This window comes from Corynebacterium efficiens YS-314, from assembly GCF_000011305.1.
GTDB classification, from domain to species: domain Bacteria; phylum Actinomycetota; class Actinomycetes; order Mycobacteriales; family Mycobacteriaceae; genus Corynebacterium; species Corynebacterium efficiens.
In genome coordinates this window covers 3,118,380-3,139,926 of the sequence record NC_004369.1, presented here as the reverse complement: position 1 = coordinate 3,139,926, position 21,547 = coordinate 3,118,380, and the positions used below count along the sequence as shown (strand labels likewise).

Annotated in this window: 17 protein-coding genes; 8 read left to right on the top strand and 9 right to left on the bottom strand. The window is 64.2% G+C overall.

Annotated elements, in window-relative coordinates:
• The first annotated feature begins 50 nt into the window (after positions 1-50).
• Positions 51-1,304 carry an IS256 family transposase gene (locus tag CE_RS14445; protein WP_011076155.1) on the top strand — a complete coding sequence of 418 codons (1,254 nt, stop codon included), beginning with the start codon at positions 51-53 and terminating at the stop codon, positions 1,302-1,304.
• A 40-nt stretch (positions 1,305-1,344) separates the two neighbouring features.
• On the opposite strand, the gene CE_RS15075 is transcribed toward CE_RS14445, so the two are convergent.
• From CE_RS15075 to CE_RS14405, 8 genes are all read right to left on the bottom strand, one after another.
• Positions 1,345-1,719, bottom strand: a complete 375-nt coding sequence (locus tag CE_RS15075) for a Fic family protein (protein WP_006768707.1) — start codon at positions 1,717-1,719, stop codon at positions 1,345-1,347.
• Positions 1,720-2,361: 642 nt separating this feature from the next.
• Positions 2,362-3,549, bottom strand: a complete 1,188-nt coding sequence (locus CE_RS14435; protein WP_193763631.1) for an N-acetylmuramoyl-L-alanine amidase — start codon at positions 3,547-3,549, stop codon at positions 2,362-2,364.
• Between the two features lie 98 nt (positions 3,550-3,647).
• Complete coding sequence (gene trxA / locus CE_RS14430) at positions 3,648-3,971, bottom strand: thioredoxin (RefSeq protein ID WP_006768710.1); 324 nt, start codon at positions 3,969-3,971, stop codon at positions 3,648-3,650.
• 230 nt (positions 3,972-4,201) lie between these two features.
• Positions 4,202-5,143 carry a thioredoxin-disulfide reductase gene (gene trxB / locus CE_RS14425; RefSeq protein WP_006768711.1) on the bottom strand — a complete coding sequence of 314 codons (942 nt, stop codon included), beginning with the start codon at positions 5,141-5,143 and terminating at the stop codon, positions 4,202-4,204.
• A 203-nt stretch (positions 5,144-5,346) separates the two neighbouring features.
• The gene (locus CE_RS14420; protein ID WP_006768713.1) at positions 5,347-6,012 is read right to left on the bottom strand and encodes a sigma-70 family RNA polymerase sigma factor; all 666 of its coding nucleotides are present in this window, start codon (positions 6,010-6,012) and stop codon (positions 5,347-5,349) included.
• A gap of 375 nt (positions 6,013-6,387) precedes the next feature.
• A complete protein-coding gene (locus CE_RS14415; RefSeq protein ID WP_081447234.1) occupies positions 6,388-9,537 on the bottom strand; it encodes a murein biosynthesis integral membrane protein MurJ in 3,150 nt (1,049 codons plus the stop codon).
• A gap of 675 nt (positions 9,538-10,212) precedes the next feature.
• Positions 10,213-12,930 (bottom strand): hypothetical protein, encoded by a 2,718-nt coding sequence (locus CE_RS14410; protein WP_231295073.1) that lies wholly within the window; start codon positions 12,928-12,930, stop codon positions 10,213-10,215.
• A 98-nt stretch (positions 12,931-13,028) separates the two neighbouring features.
• Entirely contained in the window at positions 13,029-13,991 is a 963-nt protein-coding gene (locus tag CE_RS14405) for an NUDIX hydrolase (protein ID WP_006768717.1), read from the bottom strand.
• 182 nt (positions 13,992-14,173) lie between these two features.
• Here CE_RS14405 and CE_RS14400 point away from each other — a divergent pair, with 182 nt between their 5' ends.
• From CE_RS14400 to CE_RS14385, 4 genes are read left to right on the top strand one after another with little or no spacing between them, the layout of a single operon-like run.
• Complete coding sequence (locus tag CE_RS14400; protein ID WP_231295094.1) at positions 14,174-15,583, top strand: CCA tRNA nucleotidyltransferase; 1,410 nt, start codon at positions 14,174-14,176, stop codon at positions 15,581-15,583.
• Positions 15,576-16,181, top strand: coding sequence for a YqgE/AlgH family protein (locus tag CE_RS14395; RefSeq protein ID WP_006768719.1), 606 nt, complete (start codon positions 15,576-15,578; stop codon positions 16,179-16,181). The genes CE_RS14400 and CE_RS14395 overlap by 8 nt, the downstream gene beginning before the upstream one ends.
• A gap of 39 nt (positions 16,182-16,220) precedes the next feature.
• A complete protein-coding gene (locus CE_RS14390; RefSeq protein WP_006768720.1) occupies positions 16,221-16,937 on the top strand; it encodes an AzlC family ABC transporter permease in 717 nt (238 codons plus the stop codon).
• Positions 16,930-17,280 carry a branched-chain amino acid transporter permease gene (locus CE_RS14385; protein ID WP_006768721.1) on the top strand — a complete coding sequence of 117 codons (351 nt, stop codon included), beginning with the start codon at positions 16,930-16,932 and terminating at the stop codon, positions 17,278-17,280. Before CE_RS14390 ends, CE_RS14385 begins: the two co-directional genes overlap by 8 nt.
• 21 nt (positions 17,281-17,301) lie before the next feature.
• Here the strand turns inward: CE_RS14385 and CE_RS14380 are convergent, their stop codons facing one another.
• Entirely contained in the window at positions 17,302-19,032 is a 1,731-nt protein-coding gene (locus CE_RS14380; RefSeq protein WP_006768722.1) for a GNAT family N-acetyltransferase, read from the bottom strand.
• 59 nt (positions 19,033-19,091) lie between these two features.
• Here CE_RS14380 and CE_RS14375 point away from each other — a divergent pair, with 59 nt between their 5' ends.
• From CE_RS14375 to CE_RS14365, 3 genes are all read left to right on the top strand, one after another.
• A complete protein-coding gene (locus CE_RS14375; RefSeq protein WP_006768723.1) occupies positions 19,092-19,883 on the top strand; it encodes an alpha/beta fold hydrolase in 792 nt (263 codons plus the stop codon).
• Between the two features lie 38 nt (positions 19,884-19,921).
• On the top strand, positions 19,922-20,386 hold the full coding sequence (locus tag CE_RS14370; RefSeq protein ID WP_006768724.1) for a hypothetical protein: 465 nt from the start codon (positions 19,922-19,924) through the stop codon (positions 20,384-20,386).
• 461 nt (positions 20,387-20,847) lie between these two features.
• The gene (locus CE_RS14365; protein ID WP_006768726.1) at positions 20,848-21,540 is read left to right on the top strand and encodes a hypothetical protein; all 693 of its coding nucleotides are present in this window, start codon (positions 20,848-20,850) and stop codon (positions 21,538-21,540) included.
• Positions 21,541-21,547 lie beyond the last annotated feature (7 nt).

Here is a 21,547-nt window from a genome sequence, read left to right as displayed (position 1 = left end):
CAGGTACCTTTCGACTCAACTCCTACATATCCTCGAAAGGACAACCCACGATGGCCGCTGGACCCTATTCTATCGACCCCACCACCTACCTTGACGAATTGCTCGCCCAAGCATCCCCCGATCTCATGCGAGAAATGCTTCAAGGCTTCATCAACCAGATCCTCTCCACCCAAGCCGACCAGGTGTGCGGCGCCGACTACGCCACCGTGTCTCAGGACCGGGTTAACACCCGCAACGGATACCGCCACCGCAACTTCGACACACGCGTGGGCACCATCGACGTCGCCGTGCCCAAACTCAGAACCGGGTCGTTTTTCCCCGACTGGCTGTTGGAACGTCGCACCCGGGCCGAACGAGCCTTGACCACCGTGATCGCCACCTGCTACCTCAAGGGTGTGTCCACCAGGAGGATGAACGACCTGGTCGCCACCCTGGGTATCAACAACCTGTCGAAATCCCAGGTGTCAGACATGGCCAAAGACCTTGATCAGATGGTCGAAGAGTTCCGCACCCGCCCTCTTGATACCGGACCCTACCTCTATGTTTCCTGCGACGCCCTGACCATGAAGGTGCGTGAAGGCGGGCGAGTGGTCAAGACTTCTGTCCTGTTGGCCACCGGTGTCAACGCCGAAGGGTATCGGGAGTTGTTGGGCATGCAGGTCGCCACAGCCGAGTCCGTGGCATCGTGGACCGGGTTCTTCCGGGACCTCAAAGCCCGCGGGCTCAACGAGGTCTATTTGGTGACCAGTGATGCCCACCTGGGAATTCAGCACGCGATTGGTGAGGTGTTGCCGAATGCCTCTTGGCAACGGTGTCGCACGCACTTTTCCAAGAACCTGTACGGGATGGTGTCGAAAACGCAATGGCCAACATTGTCGGCGATGTTCCACACCATCTTCCAGCAGCCGGATGCACAATCGGTGTGGGGTCAGGCCCGTGAGGTCGTGGCCTTTTGTGAGCAGAAGTTCCCGGATGTGGCCGATTACCTGGAAGAAGCCCTGGATGAGCTGCTGGCGTTCACGCAGTGCCCGAAGGCGGTGTGGACCAAGGTGTGGTCGAATAACCCGACCGAGAGGCTCAATCGTGAGATCCGCCGGCGCACCGATGTCGTCGGCATCTTCCCCAACCGTGATGCTGTCGTGCGCCTGGTCGGGGCGGTGCTGGCGGAACAGCATGATGATTGGATTCAGCAGAAGCGGTACATGTCGTTGACCAGTTTGGAGCAGACCAGGGCGATGATGACTGCGAACATCATCGATTCGGACGATATTACTTCTGAGATCATCCGGAAGGATGTGGCATGAGCCAGGGTCAGTATTTAGCTCGTGATGGTCCGTGAGGTCGTTACGCTGCTTGTTTTATCGAAAGGGCAGATACACCACTCCCGCGGACTTGACCCCGTACCAATCCACGCCGTTGGAGAACCGCGTGGATCAGGGCACGCCCCACCCTGCCGTTCCCGTCGGGGAACGGATGAATCGTCTCAAACTGGGCGTGAACCAGCGCGGCCTGGATGAGGGATCCGTGGGTGGCGCCATTGAGATAATCAACGAGGTCATCCATCAGACCCGGAACGTGGCGTGGCGGGGGCGGCACGAATTCTGCTTCGAGCGGTGAATGGATCGTCCCACCAATCCAGTTCTGGGTGGTTCGGAAACCACTGGCTGCCGGGTTTCCCAGAAGGAGATACTGGGCGGCGATGTTATCCTGCGCAGTCATTTCCCCTGCAGAACGCGGACATTATTTGCTACCAATTGGGCTAGTTTCTTACCGGGGGCGTCAGGGTCCAACCTGGTCAATTCAGCAATGGCCACCTTATCGGGTTGGGGTGCAATGCCCCCGATACGCGATGAGGAGATGGCTTCCGAGCGGAGTAGGAATCGTGCGATTCCCTCCAAACCGGTCCCTGAATCTCCCTCATTACCCATGGATATCGCCAGAATCTGTTGCTCTACGGAACTGGCCTTCCGCGCCAGGTCACTGGGAATGTGGATATGGCGTTCTACCAGGGGGGCCGGCACGTAGGCGTGGTAGACTCCCCCTGCCCGTGCCCGCCTGCTTCTCCCCGGGCCATCACCGGGACTCCCCGGGCCATCATCGGCAGTCCGGAACTGCTCAATCCACTGAACCATGGTGCTTATCCTTGCATCGATGGGGCCTGCATCCAAGGATAACTCTTATCCTTGGATGCGCCAGCCGGGGATAACAGGATAACTCTTATTCCTGCCCCGCCAATGACCCCACCACCGATGCCGCCACAGACACCCGCCCACACAACATTGCCGGGGTGGGATACCGCACCATGCGGTATCCCACCCCGGCAGTGGCAGTCGGCCTTCCAGGAAACGTCCCCGGCCGGGCCTATTCAGCTTCGGATTTGAGCAGTTGGCTGAACTTGAAGGTGCCGGTCTTGGGCTGTTCGTCCTCATCCAGCAGGTAGAGACGCTTGACGGCGACGACGATGGCCTCGGCGATGCGGTCCCGCATGGTCGGATCGGTCATCACTGCGAGGTCCTCGGGGTTGGTGAGGTACCCGGTGACGATCTCCACGGTGGGCATCCGGGTCATGCGCAGCATGTCCCAGGTGCGGGCGTGACTGCCGCAGTTGTTCAGCGGTGTGCGGGCGGCGATCTCCTTGACGATGTAGGACGACAGCGTCTCCCCCACCATGGAGCTGGCACCGTTGACCGAACCGAAGTAGAAGGTGGCCACGCCGTTGGCTTTCTCATTCGGGTAGGCATCGCACTGTAGCGTGAGCGTGAGGTCGGCGTCGAAGGCGTTGGCGATGGATGCGCGGTCCGCCACCGAGGGGTCATCCATGTGGGGACGGGAGAGGATCGTCTCCATGCCGGCGGCGATCATGCGGCCCTCGAGGCGGGTCGCCAGATCCCAGAGGATCTCGGATTCACTGATCGTGCCATAGGGGCCATCGACGACCTGTCCCCTGTTGGCGCCACCGAGCCAGGGGTCGATGACCACGCGTTTGCCCGCGAGACGCGGACCGGCGCTGCGCACACGTTCGCGCTCTTGGATCGCGTGGGCGGAACCACCGGTGATGCGCAGGCCCAGGCGGGACAGTGCGCGGATGGTGTCCGGGCCGCAGATGCCGTCGACCTGCAGACCGTAGTTGAGCTGGTAGTCCATGACGGCACTGTGGGTGTATTCGCCGAAGCGGCCGTCGATACGCTCGCGGTAGAACCCGAGTTCCTGCAGGTGGGTCTGCATCTCCACCACGTCATCACCGACCAGGTTGTTGCCCGGCTGGTAGGACAGGACACGGGCGCCCAGGGTGTAGGAGGCCTCGCGTAGTACGCGGAGGGTGAGGTCGTCGATGAAGCCCGTGGGGATGATCCCGCGGGCCTGCTGGAAGGCCTTGAGGTGTTCGCTCAACCCATCGTCGAAGTACGTATCCTCTTCACGGAACTTGCGGGACTCTGACCGTGTGGCCATGTCCCGGTCGTATCCTTCGATCACACCGAGGCGCGCAAGCGTATTGCGTACCTCGGCTACACGGGGGCTGCGATCACCAACCCTCAAGACGTCTGACACCCTGGTCCTCTCGCTGTTCACACCGCACCCCATTGGTGCTTCCGGATGTTCACTGGTTCGTCGAATCTATTTCTGAATTCTTACTAATAGACTATCAGTTAGAGGTGCTGTTCCAGCTTTGCCACGATCTCGGTCTTGGGGCGCAGACCCACGAATTCGTCCACCTTCTGGCCACCCTTGAAGATCAGCACAGATGGGATGGACATGATCTGAAACATTGCACCCAGGGTGCGCTCAGCATCGACATCGACGCTGGCCACAACGATTTTGTCCCCGTATTCACCGGCGATCTCCTCAATGATGGGGCTCAGCTTCTTGCAGGGCCCACACCACTCCGCCCAGAAGTCGACGAGGACCGGCTTGTCGGACTCGACGACGGTGGATTTGAAGGTCTGTTCGGTTACTGCGATTACATTGCTCATGGTTGTTCCTTTTAACTGATGGTGGTGGCGAAAACACCCGGACAGGGGCGTGCCGACGCGGGGAGTATCACGACCATGGTGTGCCGTTCCCCGTGCTCAGACGGTGCTTTTCGACGCATTCACCAAGGCTAATTGTTCTGGGGTGCGGGGGCCGATCTGCTTGGCCACGAAACGACAACAACTCGGATACGTTTCGACCCACGTCTAAAACTGCTGGTATTAATAATATCTTATATCTGGTTGGCCAGGTAGTTCTCCGCGTCGATGGCGGCGCGGCAACCGGAACCGGCGGCGGTGATGGCCTGCTGGTAGTGGCTGTCCACCAGGTCACCTGCGGCGAAGACGCCGGGGACGTTGGTGCGGGTGGAGGGGTGCTCGGCCACCACGTAGTTGGAGGAGTCCAGCTCCACCTGGCCCACGAGCATCTCGGAGCGCGGATCGTGGCCGATGGCCACGAACATGGCGGTGACATCCAGATCGGACAGCTCACCGGTGACGGTGTCCTTCAGCTTCAGGCCGGCAACCTTGCCGTCGTTCTCGATGACTTCTTCGACGGTCTTGTTGGTGACAAACCGGATCTTCTCATTCTTCTGCGCGCGCTCCAGCATGATGGCGCTGGCGCGGAACTCCTCACGGCGGTGCACGATGGTGACCGAGCGGGCGAACTTGGTCAGGAAGGTGGCCTCCTCCATGGCGGAGTCGCCGCCACCGATGACGGCGATGTCCTGGTCACGGAAGAAGAAGCCGTCGCAGGTCGCGCAGGCGGAGACGCCACGGCCGAGCAGCTCCTTCTCACCCGGTATTCCCAGGTAGCGGGGTGCGGAACCCATGGAGAGGATGACGGCGCGTGCCTGGTACTCATCATCACCGACCCAGATCTTCTTGATGTCACCGGTGAGGTCAACGCGGTCCACGAGTTCCATGCGCAGATCGGTGCCGAAGCGTTCGGCCTGGGCGCGCATGTTCTCCATGAGCTCCGGGCCCATGATGCCGTCCTGGAAACCGGGGAAGTTCTCCACATCGGTGGTTGTCATGAGGGAACCGCCGTATTCATAACCCTCGAACATGATCGGCTTGAGATCGGCACGCGCGGCGTAGATGGCCGCGGTGTATCCGGCGGGGCCGGAGCCGATGATGGCGACGTCGTGGATCTTGGACTGTTCTTCAGACATGGACTTCCTGGTTTCCTTCTACGCGGTTGTTCTTCCCACGGTGGCGACCCCACCGGGTGTGTGCTGGGTGCGTTAGCACATCATCATGAAGTGTAGGTGCCCGGGAACGGTCTCCCTATTTGGACACTGCTTCTCATTCAACGCATCTGCCCCGGATAAAGGTTCCTGATTGTTCCAATATCACAGGATGACCGTGGTGTTCACTACTTCACAACGCCTGCACCGGTGGGGGAAATTCCCCCGCCCTCCTCTATGACCGGGTCTGTCGTCCCTCCGGCGAAGAAATCCGCCTGCAGCAGTCCCCGCAGCTGTCGTTTGGCCCGGGCCCGACGGGACTTGATCGTTCCGGGTTTCACCCCCTCGAGCCGCGCCACATCCTCGATGCCGTATCCGCCGAGGTCCACCAGGAGCAGGGCGTTGCGCTGGTCGACGTGGAGCTGGTCCATGGCCTGGCGGATGGTCAGGGCCACATCGAGGTAACCCAGGGGGTCGACGGTCAGGCGGGGATCCTCCGCGGGTGTGGTCTCGGTGTCGTCGAGGATGGCCAGTTCCCTGCGGGTGCGGTGTTTGGCCCAGTCGAAACCGGAGTTGAGAACGAGTTTGTGAAGCCAGGTCGACAGGGCTGCCTCCGCGCGGTAGAGGTGCATGTTGCGGCTGGCTTTGAGGAGTGCCTCCTGGAGGATGTCGTGGGCGTCGTCCTCGTTGCGGCTGTATCTGCGTGCCGCCCATTTCAGGTGTCGTTCATGGCGGGTGATGATGGTGGCAAACGCCCGGGCATCTCCCCCGATGTAGGTGGCCACCAGTTCCGCGTCGGTGGGGTCATCACCCGGTGGGTGGTTGATGGTGGTGGCCTCCGGTGTGACTGTCACTGCTTTCCCCCGCTCAGTGGAACACTCCCCGGTGCCCCCTCCGCCGCTATCTGGTGCCCCCAGTATGTGGGTCGCCCTGCCCCGTGGCACGCGGGATTCCCATTCCAGTGGGCAGTGATGTCAAATGTGATGCCGGTGGTGAGCTGACACTCTGTCAAAGGTGATATGGCATATAAGACCCTGCCCACCCCGGTGAGCATGTCTTCTATGTTGAATTGCAGGGAGGTAACTCAGCATCTACACAGTTGGGTTTCAGCTCTTTGGTAGGGGGTTGTCCACTGATGCGATCTCCCACCCGATCAAACGGACACCGCGGGCCACCCGTGGGCACATGCCCGGGGTGACCCGCGGTGACGGGAATCGCCTATGGAGGGGTTACCAGCCCACCATCTCCACCTCGGCGATCTGCATGACCGGATCATCCTCCGAGGTGTCGGTGGAGGTGACCTCCTCCACCCAGATCACCACGGATTCCACATTGGCGGGCAGGTTGTCGGGCTGCTCGATGGTGTGGGTGATGCTGCGGGAGGCGAAGATGATCTCCCCGATCTCAATGCCGCTGGACAGGGAGCGGGGCGCGTCGGTGGTGAAGGCGAACAGCTTCACGGTGGAGGTGACGCTTGAGTCGGCGCCGGTACCCGGGGTGAGGATCACATGCGCGAGCTGGGTGGGATCCTCCAGTGTGATCAGCAGCCCCTCGGAACCGGTGGAGGTCCAGGCGGTGGAGGTGTCCCCGTCGGTCACCGTATCCACCTCGTCGCGCCTGCCCTCATCCCACTCATGGGCGGAGGAGAGGGAGCGGTACAGCGGTGGGCCAACGGGTTCGGCGATGTCGGTGTCCTCGGTGTCACCCGACCCGGCCGGGGAGGTCACCACTGTGTCGGCGGAGGCGAGCGGGGATTCCTCATTGTCGGCACTGATCAGACTGGTGAGGAAGGCGGTCACCACGGCCACCATGGACACCAGCAGGAACACCACGAGGGCGATCAGGGCCATCATCTTCACCGAGTACTCCGGTGCACCGAAACCGGAGCGCCTGGTCGGGCGCGGGGTGCGTTCGGTGTCCACCTGCAGCTGTGCGGGTTCCTCATCCCCGGTGTGCAGCCCGCAGGCACGCAGGGCGTCGGCCAGGCCGTGCAGGGTCTCCGGATCGACGGTCTCATCGGAGGTGTCGTCGGTTTTGGCGTTGTAGGCGCGCGCCTCGGAACACAGCACCGTGACGTCGGCGGGTGCGGAGGAGGCGTCGATAAGCATATCGAGCGCGGCGGCGAGGGAGGCGACATCGCGTTCGCGGCTGGCCTCGGGCAGCACCGCCGGGAACGCCAGGACGGCATGCCCGTCGGTGTTGATGCGGATGCGGGACTTGTTGTCCAGGCCGAGGGGGATGCCGGCGGCATGGGCGTCGGCCATCGCGTCGGTGAGGTCCGCCATGGCGTAGGAGGCGGCGCGGGGGTCGGCGCCGTCCTCGGCGACCCGGGCCAGGGAGCTGCCCGGGATCCAGTCGGCGACGATTAGGCAGCCGTTGCGGTAGGCGCGGGTGCGGATATTCGGCGCGATCGCCGGGCTGTTCAGGGCGGCGAGTTTCTTAGTGCGACGCTGCACCTCATAGGCCACACCGGCGGCGGCCGCAGGTGTCAACGGTGCGTAGGGGGCGTTGCCGGAGGTGTCGACGAAGATCAGTGCCACCTCGCGGCCGGTCTCGGCCTCGCGGGCCTGCCAGAACCGGGCACCCGGCACACCACCGTGATCGGCCAGCAGACGGAAGGCACCATCGGACACCGGTGCGCCCGGCACCAGACGCGGGCCACGGACGATACCCGCGGACATCGGCGGCGGAACCGGGGTGGAGGCGAACTCATTGGCCACGATGATCTGGGTGGACAGCTCCTGCTCGGAGACCTCGCCGACATCGAGGGACAGTTCCTCATTCGGGCGGATGAAACGACCCATGCCGGGGATGCGGGCCAGTGCCTTGCCCAGGTTCTGCACCTCGGGCAGGCGGGACCGGGACAGCACCGCACCGGTACCGATGAGGAACACCACGCCGATGACACCGAGGTAGATCAGGTAGCCGAAGGACCCCAGGGTGCCGAAGAGGAAATCACCCATGACGGCCTCGATACCCATGCCCAACAACCAGGCCACGCCGGCACCGACCAGGGCGGATCCCAGTGCCCACAGGGAGGTCTTCAGCACCGAGCGCATGCCCAGCAGTCCCAGCTTGCGGCGCAGCAGGTAGGCACCGATCACCGCACCGGCGACGAAACCGAAACCGTTGGCCGCACCGAGCAGCACCACCACCCGCTCCGGGGAGTTGGACAGCACCGGGGCGGCCAGCGACAACACGATCTTGGTGACGGTGATGCCCGCGATGATGAAGGTGGGGGTCCACGCCTCCTCACGGGCGTAGAACACACGCAGATGCAGCAGCACCAGCGCATAGGGCAGCAGCGTGAACGCGGAGAAGCTCAGGGTCCAACCCAGGATGTTCGCCGAGGCGGCATCGAACTCACCCCACTGGAACAGGGCATTGGCGATCGGCACACCGAAGACGGTGAAGAACACCACGATCGGGATCAGGGCGATGAAGGTCAGTTTGGACCCCAGGCCGAGATCGGCGACCACGGCGCGGTCATCACCGTCGGCGGCGTTGCGCGACAGACGCGGCATGATGGCGGTCAGCAGGGTCACGCCGATGATGCCGTAGGGCACCTGCAGCAGCAGCCAGTGCTGCTGGTAGATAAACGGCGCGGCCGCATCCGCCAGGGAGGCGATGCGGGTGGTGATCACATATCCCAGCTGCGAGATGGCCACGTAGACAACAATGGCCATGGCCATGCCACCGAACTGCTTGAGGCGGTCATCCAATCCCCACAGGGGGCGCAGATCAATGCCCGCCCGACGCAGGTACGGCACCATGATCAGGGTCTGCACCACCACACCCAGGGTGGTGCCCACACCCAGGAACACGATCTGCGGGTCGAACAGACCCACCTGCGCATCCTGAGCCAGGCGCCACGGCATCACCATGTAGGTGCCCAGCACGACCAGGGAGATGACATTGTTGACCACCGGCGCCCACGCACCGGGTTTGAAGATCTCCCGGGTGTTGAGCACCGCCATGAACAGCGAGAACAGGCCGTAGAAGAAGATCTGCGGCAACAGCCAGTAGGCGAACGCCGTGGACATGCCGACGTTGACCTCACCGTCGACATCCAGCATCATCCGCGTCAGCAGTGGCGCACCGATCACCGACAGCAGGGTGACACCACCGAGCAGCGTCACCGACAGGGTGAGCAGCCGTCGGAAGAACCCGGACCCCCGGTCCGCGTCCTCGCGTTCTGCGCGGGTGAGCACCGGCACCACCAGGGAGGTGAGCACGGCACCGAGGACGATCTCGGTGATGAGGTTGGGTAGCGTGTTGGCGGTGTTGAACGCCGATGCAATCGCCGGGGACAGCGCCGCACCGATCATGACGGTGCGCAGGAACCCGGTGATACGGCTCAACAGGGTGGCCACCGCCATGGATCCGGTGGAGCGCACCACATCCGCATCGGAGGTCTCCCGGCGCGCCGGGGGGTCCTCGCGGTCGTCGGTGGCCAGCGCGGTGCCACCACCACGGTGGTCATCACCGCCGTCGGTGGTGTCACCACCCGCGGACCCCGAGGCGTCGCGGGAGTCGGACTGGGCCGCGGACCGGGAGGCGGTTCCGGGCACGGCCTCGTTGACCGTGGCGGTGTTCTCGGCGGCGGCCTCGGCGGGTACAACCCCGGCGGGTGCGGCCGTGGTGCCCGACGTGGTGCGCGCCGGGGTGGATGCCGGGGTGGATGCCGGGGCCACCGCCTTCGCGGATGCCGCAGGGGCCGCCGGGGTCGCAGGTGCCGTCGGTGTCGCCGGGGTCACGGGAGCTGGCTGCTCCTGACGGGTCTGTCCCGCCTCCTTCGGCGCGGGTCGGTAGACCGCCCCGGTGGGCGCGCTCTTCAGGCTGGACCGGTCCTCGCCGGAGGGTGCCGGGTTGCGGGGTGGTTGTTTCTTACGGGTCTCCGGCACGGGGGCCGGAGGGGTCGGAGTAACAATCCGGGAGCGTTGTCCCTTGGGTTGCCCCGGATTCATCGGAGTGGAACTCACTGGTGACCATTCTGTTCGTGTGCCCACCCGTGGTGGGTGGGCACGTCGATGTGGACTGATTGAACGGATACGTTAGTGGGCGCCGGGGGGTTTCGGCGATCCGGAGCCGTCATCGGCGCAACCCCGGCCGCGGGGCACGTACCGGGTTGCCTGACGACGCCCCTCCCCCACGCTTCCCGGTTTCGTCGGCCGCACCACGCCGTGCGGTGCGGGACGCTCCCCGGTCCGGTGGCCATCGCCCGGGGATGCCGGGGGGCCGGGGGGTCCACCGTGGGACGCCCTCCCCTTCCGTTTCCTCATGCGCAGCACCCGGAACACCAGCAGTGCCCCGAGCACCAGGATGCCGAGGGCGACGATGCCGACGGTGCTGAGCACACTGGGGCGTGGCAGCACGGAGATCTCCACCGGATCACTGATGGTGGCACCATCCGGGGAGGCCAGCCACACCGTGAGATCGGTGCGCTGGTTGTCATCGGGGAGATCGGCGGTCATCTGCAGGGTGATCGATCCACTGGCCGGGATGCGGACCACACCGGGGGTGTGCACCCGCGCATTGTCGGGGCTGGTGTAGAGGATCTGGGCGGCGGCCGGCAGTGGCAGGCCGTTCTGCGCCACGATGATCAGCGGTGAGGATGCGGAGGTGCGGGTGTAGACGTTGCCCGGTGGCAGCAGTGCCACGGAGCTGCGCAGCTGCTGCAGCATGTCACGGTTCTGGTTGAGCAGGGCTTCGGCTGCGGCGGTGGCCTCGGTGTGGTCGGTGTAGGAGCGGCGGTGGGTCACCGTCATGGCGCGCAGGAGATCCTGGCGCAGCGGGGCGGTGAACCCATAACGGGTCAGGGCGATGCCCTGGTCGTTGAACATTAACCCGGTGAGGTCATCGATGTAGGTGGCCTGCTGGGTGGCGCGGAGGATCTCGGTGTCGGCAACCTGGGAGGGATCGGCAAAGGGCGCCCCGAAGGAGGTCTCGTCCGGCATGCCGTTGCTGGTGACCGACTCGGCCAGTTCGGCCTGCTGGCCGGCATCGGCGGTGAGGTAATCAGGCAGGGTCATGGGGCGGGCCACACCGGAATCGATGAGGTCCGCGGTGGTGTCCAGGAGCATCTTTGCATCCCCGCCCTCCAGGACCGCGGGGGGCATGACCAGCACCGGACTCTCATCCTCGTTGTTGCCCACCGTGAGCCGGAGGGCGCTCTGACCGCTCAGGGTGCGGGCGGTGGCGGAATCCAGGGTGACATCGAACCGGGCATCTGGGTTGGAGAAACCAGCCGTCTCCGGGGAGGACCCCAGGGTGGCCAGCGTGGCTGCCAGGGACCCCTGGTAGCTCACCGCCGTCACACCGGGGGCCAGCTGGTGGAACCGGTCCGCGGACGGGGTGCGCCACACGGTGTTGTCCGCCACCAGCACGGACACCGGGATCTCCGGTGGGGGTGCCGTGGTGTCGGTGGCGGGTAGTTCGGGGTTGTCCAGGGAGGCCTGGCCCGACGGTCCGGTGGCGGGGATCGGGGTCACCGACTCCACCTCCCACATCTGCTCCAGGCTCATCTCCCTGCTCAGGGTGTCGGCCAACCCGAGGTTGCCCGCGGTGGCCGGGGTGACATAACCGGTGCCCGGGATCACCACATTGCCCACCGGGGTGACACCGAGGATGTCCTCGATGACGGCACCACCGCGCTGGACGGCCTCCCGCAGGAGCCACTGGTTGCCGGTGGAGTTCACGGCATTGAGATCGGTGTTGGACCACGGCATCGCCACCGTGCAGTTGGTGGCCACCGCCTGACGGAGCTTGTCCAGGAACACCGTGGCATCGGCGGCACCCGTACCCGGGGTGCCGGTGGCCGGTTCATTCGTGGCGGTCCACAGGTCACGCAGGCGCTGGTTCTGGCGCACGGCACTCACCCGCTGGTCCGTGACGGTGTAACCACCGGTCATGCGGTGCACCACGCTGATCAGGGCGGGGTCGAGAGCCAGGCAGGAGGCTTCCTGGACGGGTGTGGGGGCGGAGAGGAAGGCGTCGACAAGCTCGGTGAGGCGACCCCCCGGGGCGAGCTCCCCGGCGAGCTCGTCGGACTCCAACAACAGTGGCGGCGTCTCGGGTGCCTCACCTGTCTCCCCGCCGAGGACATGGGTCTCGGCGGTGAAGGGGTACACCACGGTGGTCGGGGTCGGCGCGGGAGGCTCCTCCTCCCCGGTCACGGGCGCGGGTTCGGGTGCGGGCGTCACCACCGGCAGCAGGAACCGCTGGGAATCCAGATGGCTGGCCGTCCCGTCGAGCTGACCCGACAGGGCGATGCGCACCGGGTACGCGCCGGGCCCGGTGATGGCGAGGGTGACGGATTCAGCAACGTCGGTGGGCACCCGCATGGTCGTGGTGGCGGACTCCCCCGGTGCGATCTGTTCATCGAGCACCAGCTGCGTGCCGTAATAGGGGTAGGACCCGGACCCGTCGGAGGCGAGGGCCATGCGGGCGGTGGCGTTATCGGTGGCGGCGTTCCCGCGCTGGGCCAGCAGGGTCACCTGATCAAGCTCATCGGAGGTGTTGTTGCTGATCTTGAGTTCCAGGACCAGGTCATCACCGGCAGTCAGGGCCCCGGTGAGGGGGATATCGGTGATCTCCAGCTCGACATCATGGATCTGATCATCCGCGCGGGCGAAGGGGTTGATCCACTGGTCGGCCACGACGGGATCATCAGGTTCCAGGGGCAGCGGCAGGGCGTGGGCCGCGGGGAGTACGGTCCCCGCAGGCCCCAGGCCGATGAAGGCCGAGGCCCCCAACAATGTGGTTGCCGTCACAGTGGCGATGAGGTTGCGGGGGGCGGATGACCTGCCCCCGGAAGTGGGATTCCCGGGTGTCCGAACCGGTCGCATGGACAGGCCCATCTCCTTCCCGGTCACCGCGGGGTGGCCCTTCCCTCCGCCTTCTCCCGGCGGGCGAATTCAGGCAGCATGTCATGGGCCTGACGCGCGAGCTTGCGCTCATCGGCGAACGCCAGATGCTCGATCAGCTCATCGGCCGGGATCCAGGACACCTCGGTGACCTCCGGATCCTCATCATTGAGATCACCATCGACATAACGCAGCAGATGGTGGTGCACGGTCTTGTGGATACGCCTGCCCTCAGAAACGAACCAGTAATCAATGACACCCAGCTCGGCGAACACCTTGCCGTGGATGCCGGTCTCCTCCCACACCTCACGTTCGGCGGTGGCGGCCTTGTCCTCGCCCGGTTCCACATGACCCTTCGGCATCGACCACAGCAGACGCCCACGGCGGTCGAGCCGACCGATCAGCGCCACATAGATCTTCGACAGATCCACCTCGCCGTTGTCCATGACAGCCTCAGCCAGCCCGGACACCACGAGCCCGCCGGCGGAGGTCTCATTCGAGGTCTCCATCCGGGACTGCTGGTGGGCCTGGTGGACCCGCTGGTTGCCGCGGTGCGGGCGGCGGCGCTGCTGGGATGCTTTACGACGCCCCCCTGACCTGCCCTCACCCTTCTTCTCGGGGGGTGCGGTGGTGCCGGTGGCAGTGGTGGCTGAGCCTGTGCCGGACCGGTTCTGCTCGCCTGCGGCACCGGCTCCGCCTGCACCGCCTGAACCACCGCGCCCGCGGCGACGCGAACGCTTCCGGCGGTTGGGGTTGGTGGAACGCTGCTGCCCCGACTCCCCCTGCTGGGAGGTCTTGTCCTGGGGACCGGCGGACTGTGGCCCGGCCTGGGATTTCTGGGCCGTGGACTGGTTCTGCTCCTGCTGGACGCGGGGATTCTGGTTCTGACCTGAAGGGCGGCGAGAACGGCGGCGGCGCCTGCGTTTAGGCGCCCCGCTGGTAGTCCCCTCTGGCTTCAAGTCACTCATTTGTGTAATGGTATCGTGCAGGACCGCCAATCGGTATTAATGAACCGCTCTTCCACGGGGAGGGTGGTGCCGGCCGGACAGTATTATGTTTCCCCCGCGGGGCACTGGGTAGACTCAGAGCCGTGAATTCCCAGGATGCCCCAAACCAGGAGACGGACGCCACCACGGACCGTCTCGCCCTCATGGCGCGCGCGCACCAGGCCGTCGGGGAGCTGTCCCCCATCCTCACACCCCTGGCCGCCGCCTTCACCGAACAGGGACACTCCCTCTACCTCGTGGGTGGTTCCGTGCGTGATGCCTTCCTGGGCACCCTGGGCAATGACCTCGATTTCACCACCTCCGCTCCCCCGGAGATCACCCGCGCCATCCTGGACGACTACGCCGAAGTGGTGTGGGACACCGGCATCGCATTCGGCACCCTGTCCGCCGAGAAACACGGTCAGCAGATCGAGATCACCACCTTCCGCTCCGATGTCTATGACGGCACCTCCCGCAACCCGGAGGTCACTTTCGGTGACACCCTCGACGGTGATCTCATCCGCCGCGACTTCAAGGTCAACGCCATGGCCGTGGAGATCGCCGGGGACGGCACCCTGTCCTTCCACGACCCGGTCGGGGGCCTGGACGATCTGCTGCACCGTCGCCTGGACACCCCCGCCGCCCCGGAACAGTCCTTCAATGATGATCCCCTGCGGATGCTGCGCGCCGCCCGGTTCGTCTCCCAGCTGGGGTTCACCGTCGCCGACTGCGTGGTGACCGCCATGACGGAGATGGCCGGACAGATCAGCCGGATCACCGCTGAACGGGTGCAGGTGGAGCTGGACAAACTCATGCTGGGTGCCCACCCCGAGGAGGGTATCGACCTCATGGTCGACACCGGCATCGCCGAGGTGATCTTCCCCGAGATCCCCGCCATGCAGATGACCCAGGATGAACACATGCAGCACAAGGACGTCTACCGTCACTCCCTGCAGGTCATGCGCCAGTCCATCGACCAGGAGACCGAACCGGACTTGGTGCTGCGCTGGGCGGCACTGCTCCACGACTGCGGCAAACCCGACACCCGTGAGTTCAATGAGGACGGACGCGTCAGCTTCCACCAGCACGAGGTGGTCGGGGCCAAACTGGTGCGCCGCCGCATGCGCAAACTCAAGTACTCCAAGCAGATGGTGAACGACGTCTCCCAGCTGGTGTTCCTGCACATGCGATTCCACGGCTTCGGTGAGGGACAGTGGACGGACTCCGCCGTGCGTCGCTACGTTGCCGACGCCGGCGAGCTGCTGCCCCGCCTGCACAAACTCGTGCGTGCCGACTGCACCACCAGGAATAAAAGGAAAGCACAGCGACTCCAGGCCACCTACGATCATCTGGAGGAACGGATCGCCGACATCGCCGCCCGTGAGGATCTGGCCCGCGTGCGCCCGGACCTGGACGGCAATGAGATCATGGAGATCCTCAACATCCCTGCGGGACCCCAGGTGGGTAAGGCCTGGAGTTTCCTCAAGGAACTACGCCTCGAACGCGGACCGCTCGAGCGTGATGACGCCATCGCCGAACTCAAGGCATGGTGGGAAGGAGAAAAAGATGAGTGACTTCTACGCAGACCGACTCTTCAACGCCCTGGAACGCAATGAGGTCGCCCCGGGCTCCCTGCTGGTCGCCGCACCCGATCTGGCCTCCCCCGAGTTCAGCCGCAGCGTCATCCTCGTCATCGAGCATTCCCACGCCACCACCTTCGGGGTGAACCTGGCCTCCCGCAGTGATCTGGCGGTGGCCAATGTCCTGCCCGAGTGGACCGAACTCACCGCCAAACCCCAGGCCCTCTACATTGGTGGCCCCCTGAGTCAGCAGGCCGTGGTGGGGCTCGGTGTGACCAAGCCCGGGGTGGACATCGAGTCCTCCACCAAGTTCAACAAACTGGCCAACCGCCTGGTCCACGTGGATCTGCGCGTGACCCCGGACGAGGTCAGGGACGACCTGGAGGGCATGCGCTTTTTCGCCGGTTACGCCGAATGGGCACCCGGACAGCTCAATGACGAGATCGAACAAGGCGACTGGTATGTCGCCCCCGCCCTGCCCTCGGATGTGCTCGCGCCGGGCCGGGTGGATGTGTGGGGTGATGTCATGCGGCGTCAGCCGATGCCTCTGCCCCTGTACTCCACCCACCCCTCGGACCCCTCCGACAACTAGTCTCTTTCTGATTGCCGGGTTGAAGAAAGGTCGATACAGGTGAGTTCGGAAACGCTTCGGGAGATCGGCGGCGGGATCAGGGAGACCAGCGCCGTGGGCCTGGGCCTGGTGCCCCTCGGTCTGGCCTTCGGTCTGCTCATGGTCCAATCCGGGTACGCGTGGTGGTGGACCCCGATTTTCTCCATCGTGATCTATGCCGGTTCCATGGAATACCTGGCCATCGGCCTGATCGCCGCCGGCGTGGGGCCGTTCTCCGCGCTGGTCACCGGCTTCATGGTGAATTTCCGCCACATCTTCTACGGACTCACCTTCCCCCGCAACGCCATCCGGTCGAAGGTGGGGCGGGCGTACTCCACCTACGCGCTTACCGACGAGGCCTATGCCATCGCCTCCGCCCGCCCACCCGGGGAGATCAGCGGCACCCGCCTCCTGACCCTCCAGATCGTGTGCCAATCCCTATGGGTGTTCCCCGGCATCATCGGGGCCGTGGCCGGCCAGGCGCTTCCCGACGGGCTCAAGGGCATGGAATTCGCCCTCACCGCCCTGTTCGTGGTGCTGGCCTGGGAGGCGTTCACCAACAATAAGGACTGGTCACTGCCCCTGACCGCCGTGGTGCTGGCCCTGCTGGCCGGGTTCCTCGCCCCGGGGCAGATGCTGGTGCTCGCCCTGACCGCCTACTTTGTCATCCTCCTGTTCCGGTTCCGCCTCCCCGGGCTGGATCGCAGGATGGAGATGAGGGTTCCCGACCATGGGTGACTACGGACTCCCCGTCGGTGTGAGCCTGGGCCAGGTGGCGGCGGTGTTGATCCCCGTCGCCATCATCACCGTGCTGCTCCGCCTCTTCCCCTTCGTGGCCATGCGGGGCGTGAAGAACAACCAGCTCATGGGCGTGCTCAGCCGGACCATGCCGGTGGGTGTCATGAGCGTGCTGGTCATCTACACCCTGTTTACCTCCACCGGTGAACCCGGTGGCATCTGGGCCTCCCTGATCGCCGTGGGCATCACCGCCCTGCTGCACTGGTGGCGACGCTCCGCAGGCCTGTCCATCGTGGGTGGGACCGTGGCGTACATGGTGCTGGTCAACGTGGTGTTTCCTTAATCCGGCAGGTTTCTCGGGGTGTCACTGGGATAGCAGGCGCTGTCTGCCCTCCGTGCCGTGGGTGTACCCGGCCCGGTCTGCCAAGGGGCCGACCCGCTGTCCCGGGGCGTGCAGCTCGGCCAGGCCCGCACCCCGAGCCCGTCCATGTTCATGGGCCCAGTCCAGCATGGTGTCCGCCAATCCGGTGTTGCGCAGGGGTTCGATGACACGCAGGAAATCGATTAGTAGCTTCATCGTCCCACCCCCGGCCAACTGCGGGATGAAGGTCAGTTGCATCGCACCCACCACCGTGTTCGAGTCATCTCGAACCACCGCCAGGTAGTGCGAGGATTCGTGGGTGAGTACATCAAAGGCGGCTTCCAACCGGGTGAGCGCTGAGGGATCCAGGGGTGTGCCGTCAAGCATCTCGGTGATGGCGGGGACATCCTCACGCCGGGCCGGGGTGATGATGAAGGACCTGTTGAGGATGTGCACCTGGGTTCCAGAGGAGTGGGTACGCATCCTGCTGACCACGGCATCGAGCCAGTGGCCGACGCTGATGCGGGCGGTTGGGGTGTCCGGGTATCGGCAGCGCAGGTGGGCGCCGGAACGGTCCAGGATGAACCACAGCATCACACCATCGGTGTGGATCGCGGCGCTGACGTACTGGGCGTCGAGGCCGATATCGTCGATATGCACGGGCAGACGGCGCAGGTCCAACCAGGATACGGCGAACATACCGGGGGTCTCGGGCAGGCCACCCCAGGGGATGAGGATCTCCTCCAGGGGGTGGCTGCCCAACAGCACGGCTTCGCGTACCGCGGTGGCTGCCCCCTTGATGTCGGATTCTGTGACCTCGATGACGGAGTTGGTGATGAACCAGCCGCAGGAATCATGCCAGCGCTCATCAAAACGACTGTGTACAGGAAATACCGCACGCAACGGGACATTGGCCTGTTCGCGGGTCACCTCCGCCATGATCGAGGTGGTCAGTGCCAGCGTGCTCACGCCGACGGACCGTGCGTGGGAGGAATAGATGGCCAGATCATTCACACCGAAGATATCGCGCACCTCCACCCGCTCCGGCTGGGCAAGGGCATCACCCAGTGGCAAGGGAAACCGCGGCATCTTCCCCTCCCCTGCCGCAATGATCTCCCGCCAGCGTCGGTGGATGGAATCTGGAGCCGGGGGTCGGGACCGCAGTTCGACGGTGTGCTCCTCGAAGGCAGGTACGGGATCACTGATGTCCCCGCCCTCCAGTGCCTCGAGTAGATCTCGGGCGAGGATGAGCATGGACCACATGTCCACATGGGAATGGTCACTGGCGAGGATGATGACGGGCCCAGCGGCGGCCTCAACCACGCAGAGTCGGTGGGATGGGCGGGCATAGGGCGAGCAATGCCGGTTGAGTACGAGGTTTAAAGCATCGTTCATCGTTTCCCCCGGTGCAATGGGATGTTGGATCCAAGCGCCGGGGTGGACCTCAATACGGTGTGCCTGAACCTGTCCGGCCGAATCTGTGCTGAAAGCGGTGCGCAGGGTGCCGTGGCGGTCCACCACCTGTAGCCATGCGTGGGAGAGCTCATCATGGTCGACCCTGTCGTCCAGGCGGATACTCAGCGCCATCCAGCTGCCGGTGCGCTCACCCGCACCGACGTGTCTGTTCTGGTCGAAGGAGATGGGTACTGCGTCGCCGGGTGCGGACACGGTGGCCTGGTAGCTGTGCAATGTGCCGAAGGGAAGGAGTAACTGGTCCACATGAGTCAGTCTCATAGCGGTAGTATAACCCACATACCTATCGGTTAATAGATAAATGGCTATGGAGACCCAGCATGCTTGAGCACAGCACCTTCGAGGTTCCCGGATCGACGTTGTCCGTCTCCTATAGTGATGAAGGTGGCCAACCTGTCGTACAGCTCCATGGGCTGAGTTCATCCCGGAAGCGCGACCGGCTCCTGGACCTCGACCTCGGCCGTGGACTTTCTGGCACCCGCTTGCTTCGCTACGATGCCCGGGGGCACGGATATTCCACCGGCCGGGCGGTGGCGGGAGACTACACGTGGGAGTGTCTCAGTGCCGACCTGCTGGCACTGCTGGATGCCTACTTTCCCGACGAGCAGGTCCACGGGGTCGGGCCGTCTATGGGATGTGCGACCCTTCTCCATGCCGCGGTGCGGGATCCGGGGCGCTTCTGCGGTTTCACTTTCATGTTGCCACCGACCGGTTGGGAGACACGGGCCGCGCAGGCTGCCCACTATCTCTCCAGGGCTGATTTTATTGAATTGAACGGTATGGATGCCCTGCTCATCGCGGAATCAATGGGTGCGCATCCCCCGGCAGAAACCGGTGTGCCGGATACGGTGCCCGATATCGCCACCGGGTTGCTTCCCTGGGCCTATCGTGGCGCCGCCGCCAGCGATCTTCCCCCACGTGATGCCATCAGGGGGATCGCGGTCCCGACAACAATCCTCAGTTGGGTGGATGATCCCGGGCACCCGACGTCCACCGCGATTGAACTGACCAGGCTCCTGCCCGACGCACAACTGCGTATCGCCACGACCCCGGCTGAGGTAAGGCAATGGCCACGTCATCTTTGTGATGATGTGGCCCGGTACGGGACCTAGATGATTGATTCCGGGGGTTTAGTGGTCATAAGCAATCAATGACCGCAGCACCGGTTGCCCAGGCTTATGAATTAACCGTGGAGGGCGACGTCTGCACCATCACCTACACCCCGGCGGACACCCTGTTATTAGAACAGGCCATAAATGAGTCGGATGAACAGATAGCCTCTTCACTGCTGGCGGACCTACCAGGGGTGTCGATGGATGATCTATCTCTCCTTGTCAACCACGTCGGACAGAATCTACTTTTCAGTGAGGATCTAACCGTTGCTTCCTTCGCGGATTCCCCTGCTGCGGAAACTGTAGCACGGGTGAACGCCGGAGCGGTGGCTGCAGGATTCCACGACAATGAGCTATTTACTTCCCTGCAACTGGTGGGAGGGGTTTCCTTTGCTCTGATATTCGTGTGGGTTTATATGCCCTCGGAGGACAGGGGCTATGCAGCTGAGACGGTTGTGTACACCCAGGGGGAGGCCCGTAAGGCACTGGGGAAACGGATGTGACAACGTCTGGACTGTTTGACGAAGCCATGTCGCAGGCCAGTGAACCGGGTAGCGGACACATCCAGTGGACCATGGGAATGTTTGAACGCGCCATGATGATCTTCAGAGCACCTTTGCTGGAATGCGTCGGGGAGGATCCAGCCACTCCGGTGGACCCAGGTCCAGGGGATGAAGTCCCCACCCCGGGTGGAGATAATCGGGGTGGCTCCCTGTCTTACTTTGGCAGCAGCTAACCCATCGCCACCAACCGGTAACAGGTTTCCCATCCTCCACTGACCGATAAGCCTCACACGTGCAGTGGAAAGTTGGGGCGCCCACCGCACGGTGGCGGTAGCACCCTTAAGGTACGATGGGATGAGTTTTAATCCCCTCCTGCGCCAGCCGGGTGCGATCATCGGTCCGCCCGGTTGATTGAGTATGTCGGCAGCAGGGCCCTGCGTTGTGATTCTAGGATCTTCCACATGACTGTTCGCCGTCCCGCCACCGTCCTCGCCCTGGCCACCGCCCTGCTGGTCACCTCTGTTCAGGTGCCCGGGGCCAGCGCGCATGAACTGGCCGTGGATGAGGACGGCTGCACCATCACCTACACCGGGCATGACGCGGATAGGGTGAACCGGGGGTTGGACCAGGCGATCCTGGCATCCTATGACCAGATCAGCCGGTCGATTCCCATGAGCAGTGCCTATGACATTTCCCAGCTCACCAACTATGTCTTCGACAACTGGGGCAAACGGGACTTCTCCACCGTGGAGGCGTTCCGTGGCACCCCGGTCAATGGTGTGGCCACCCGCCTCAACCGACACGCGATCAATGCGGGCTACCGGGACAATGAGATCTTCGAGATCATCGCATTCCAATACGAGATGTCCCTCCGTGTGGTCACGGAACGGGAAGCGGTCATGGGGCAGACGCAACCGGTGACCATGAGCCATCAGGAAGCCCTCATCACCGCCAACAGCATCCGCACCACCGATCTCACCCCGCGTGGCCAGTTCAGCCGGGCGGGACAACGCAGCGTCGACTTCCTGGCCAGGCAGGGACATGGCCTGCTGGAGCGGATCTATGAACCGGTGTTCCGCTGCGCTGACGGGGACTCCGGCAATGGGCTCCCCGATCTGCCCGGGATGGTGTTCGGATCATCCGGCAGCAGCTAGAGCGGGG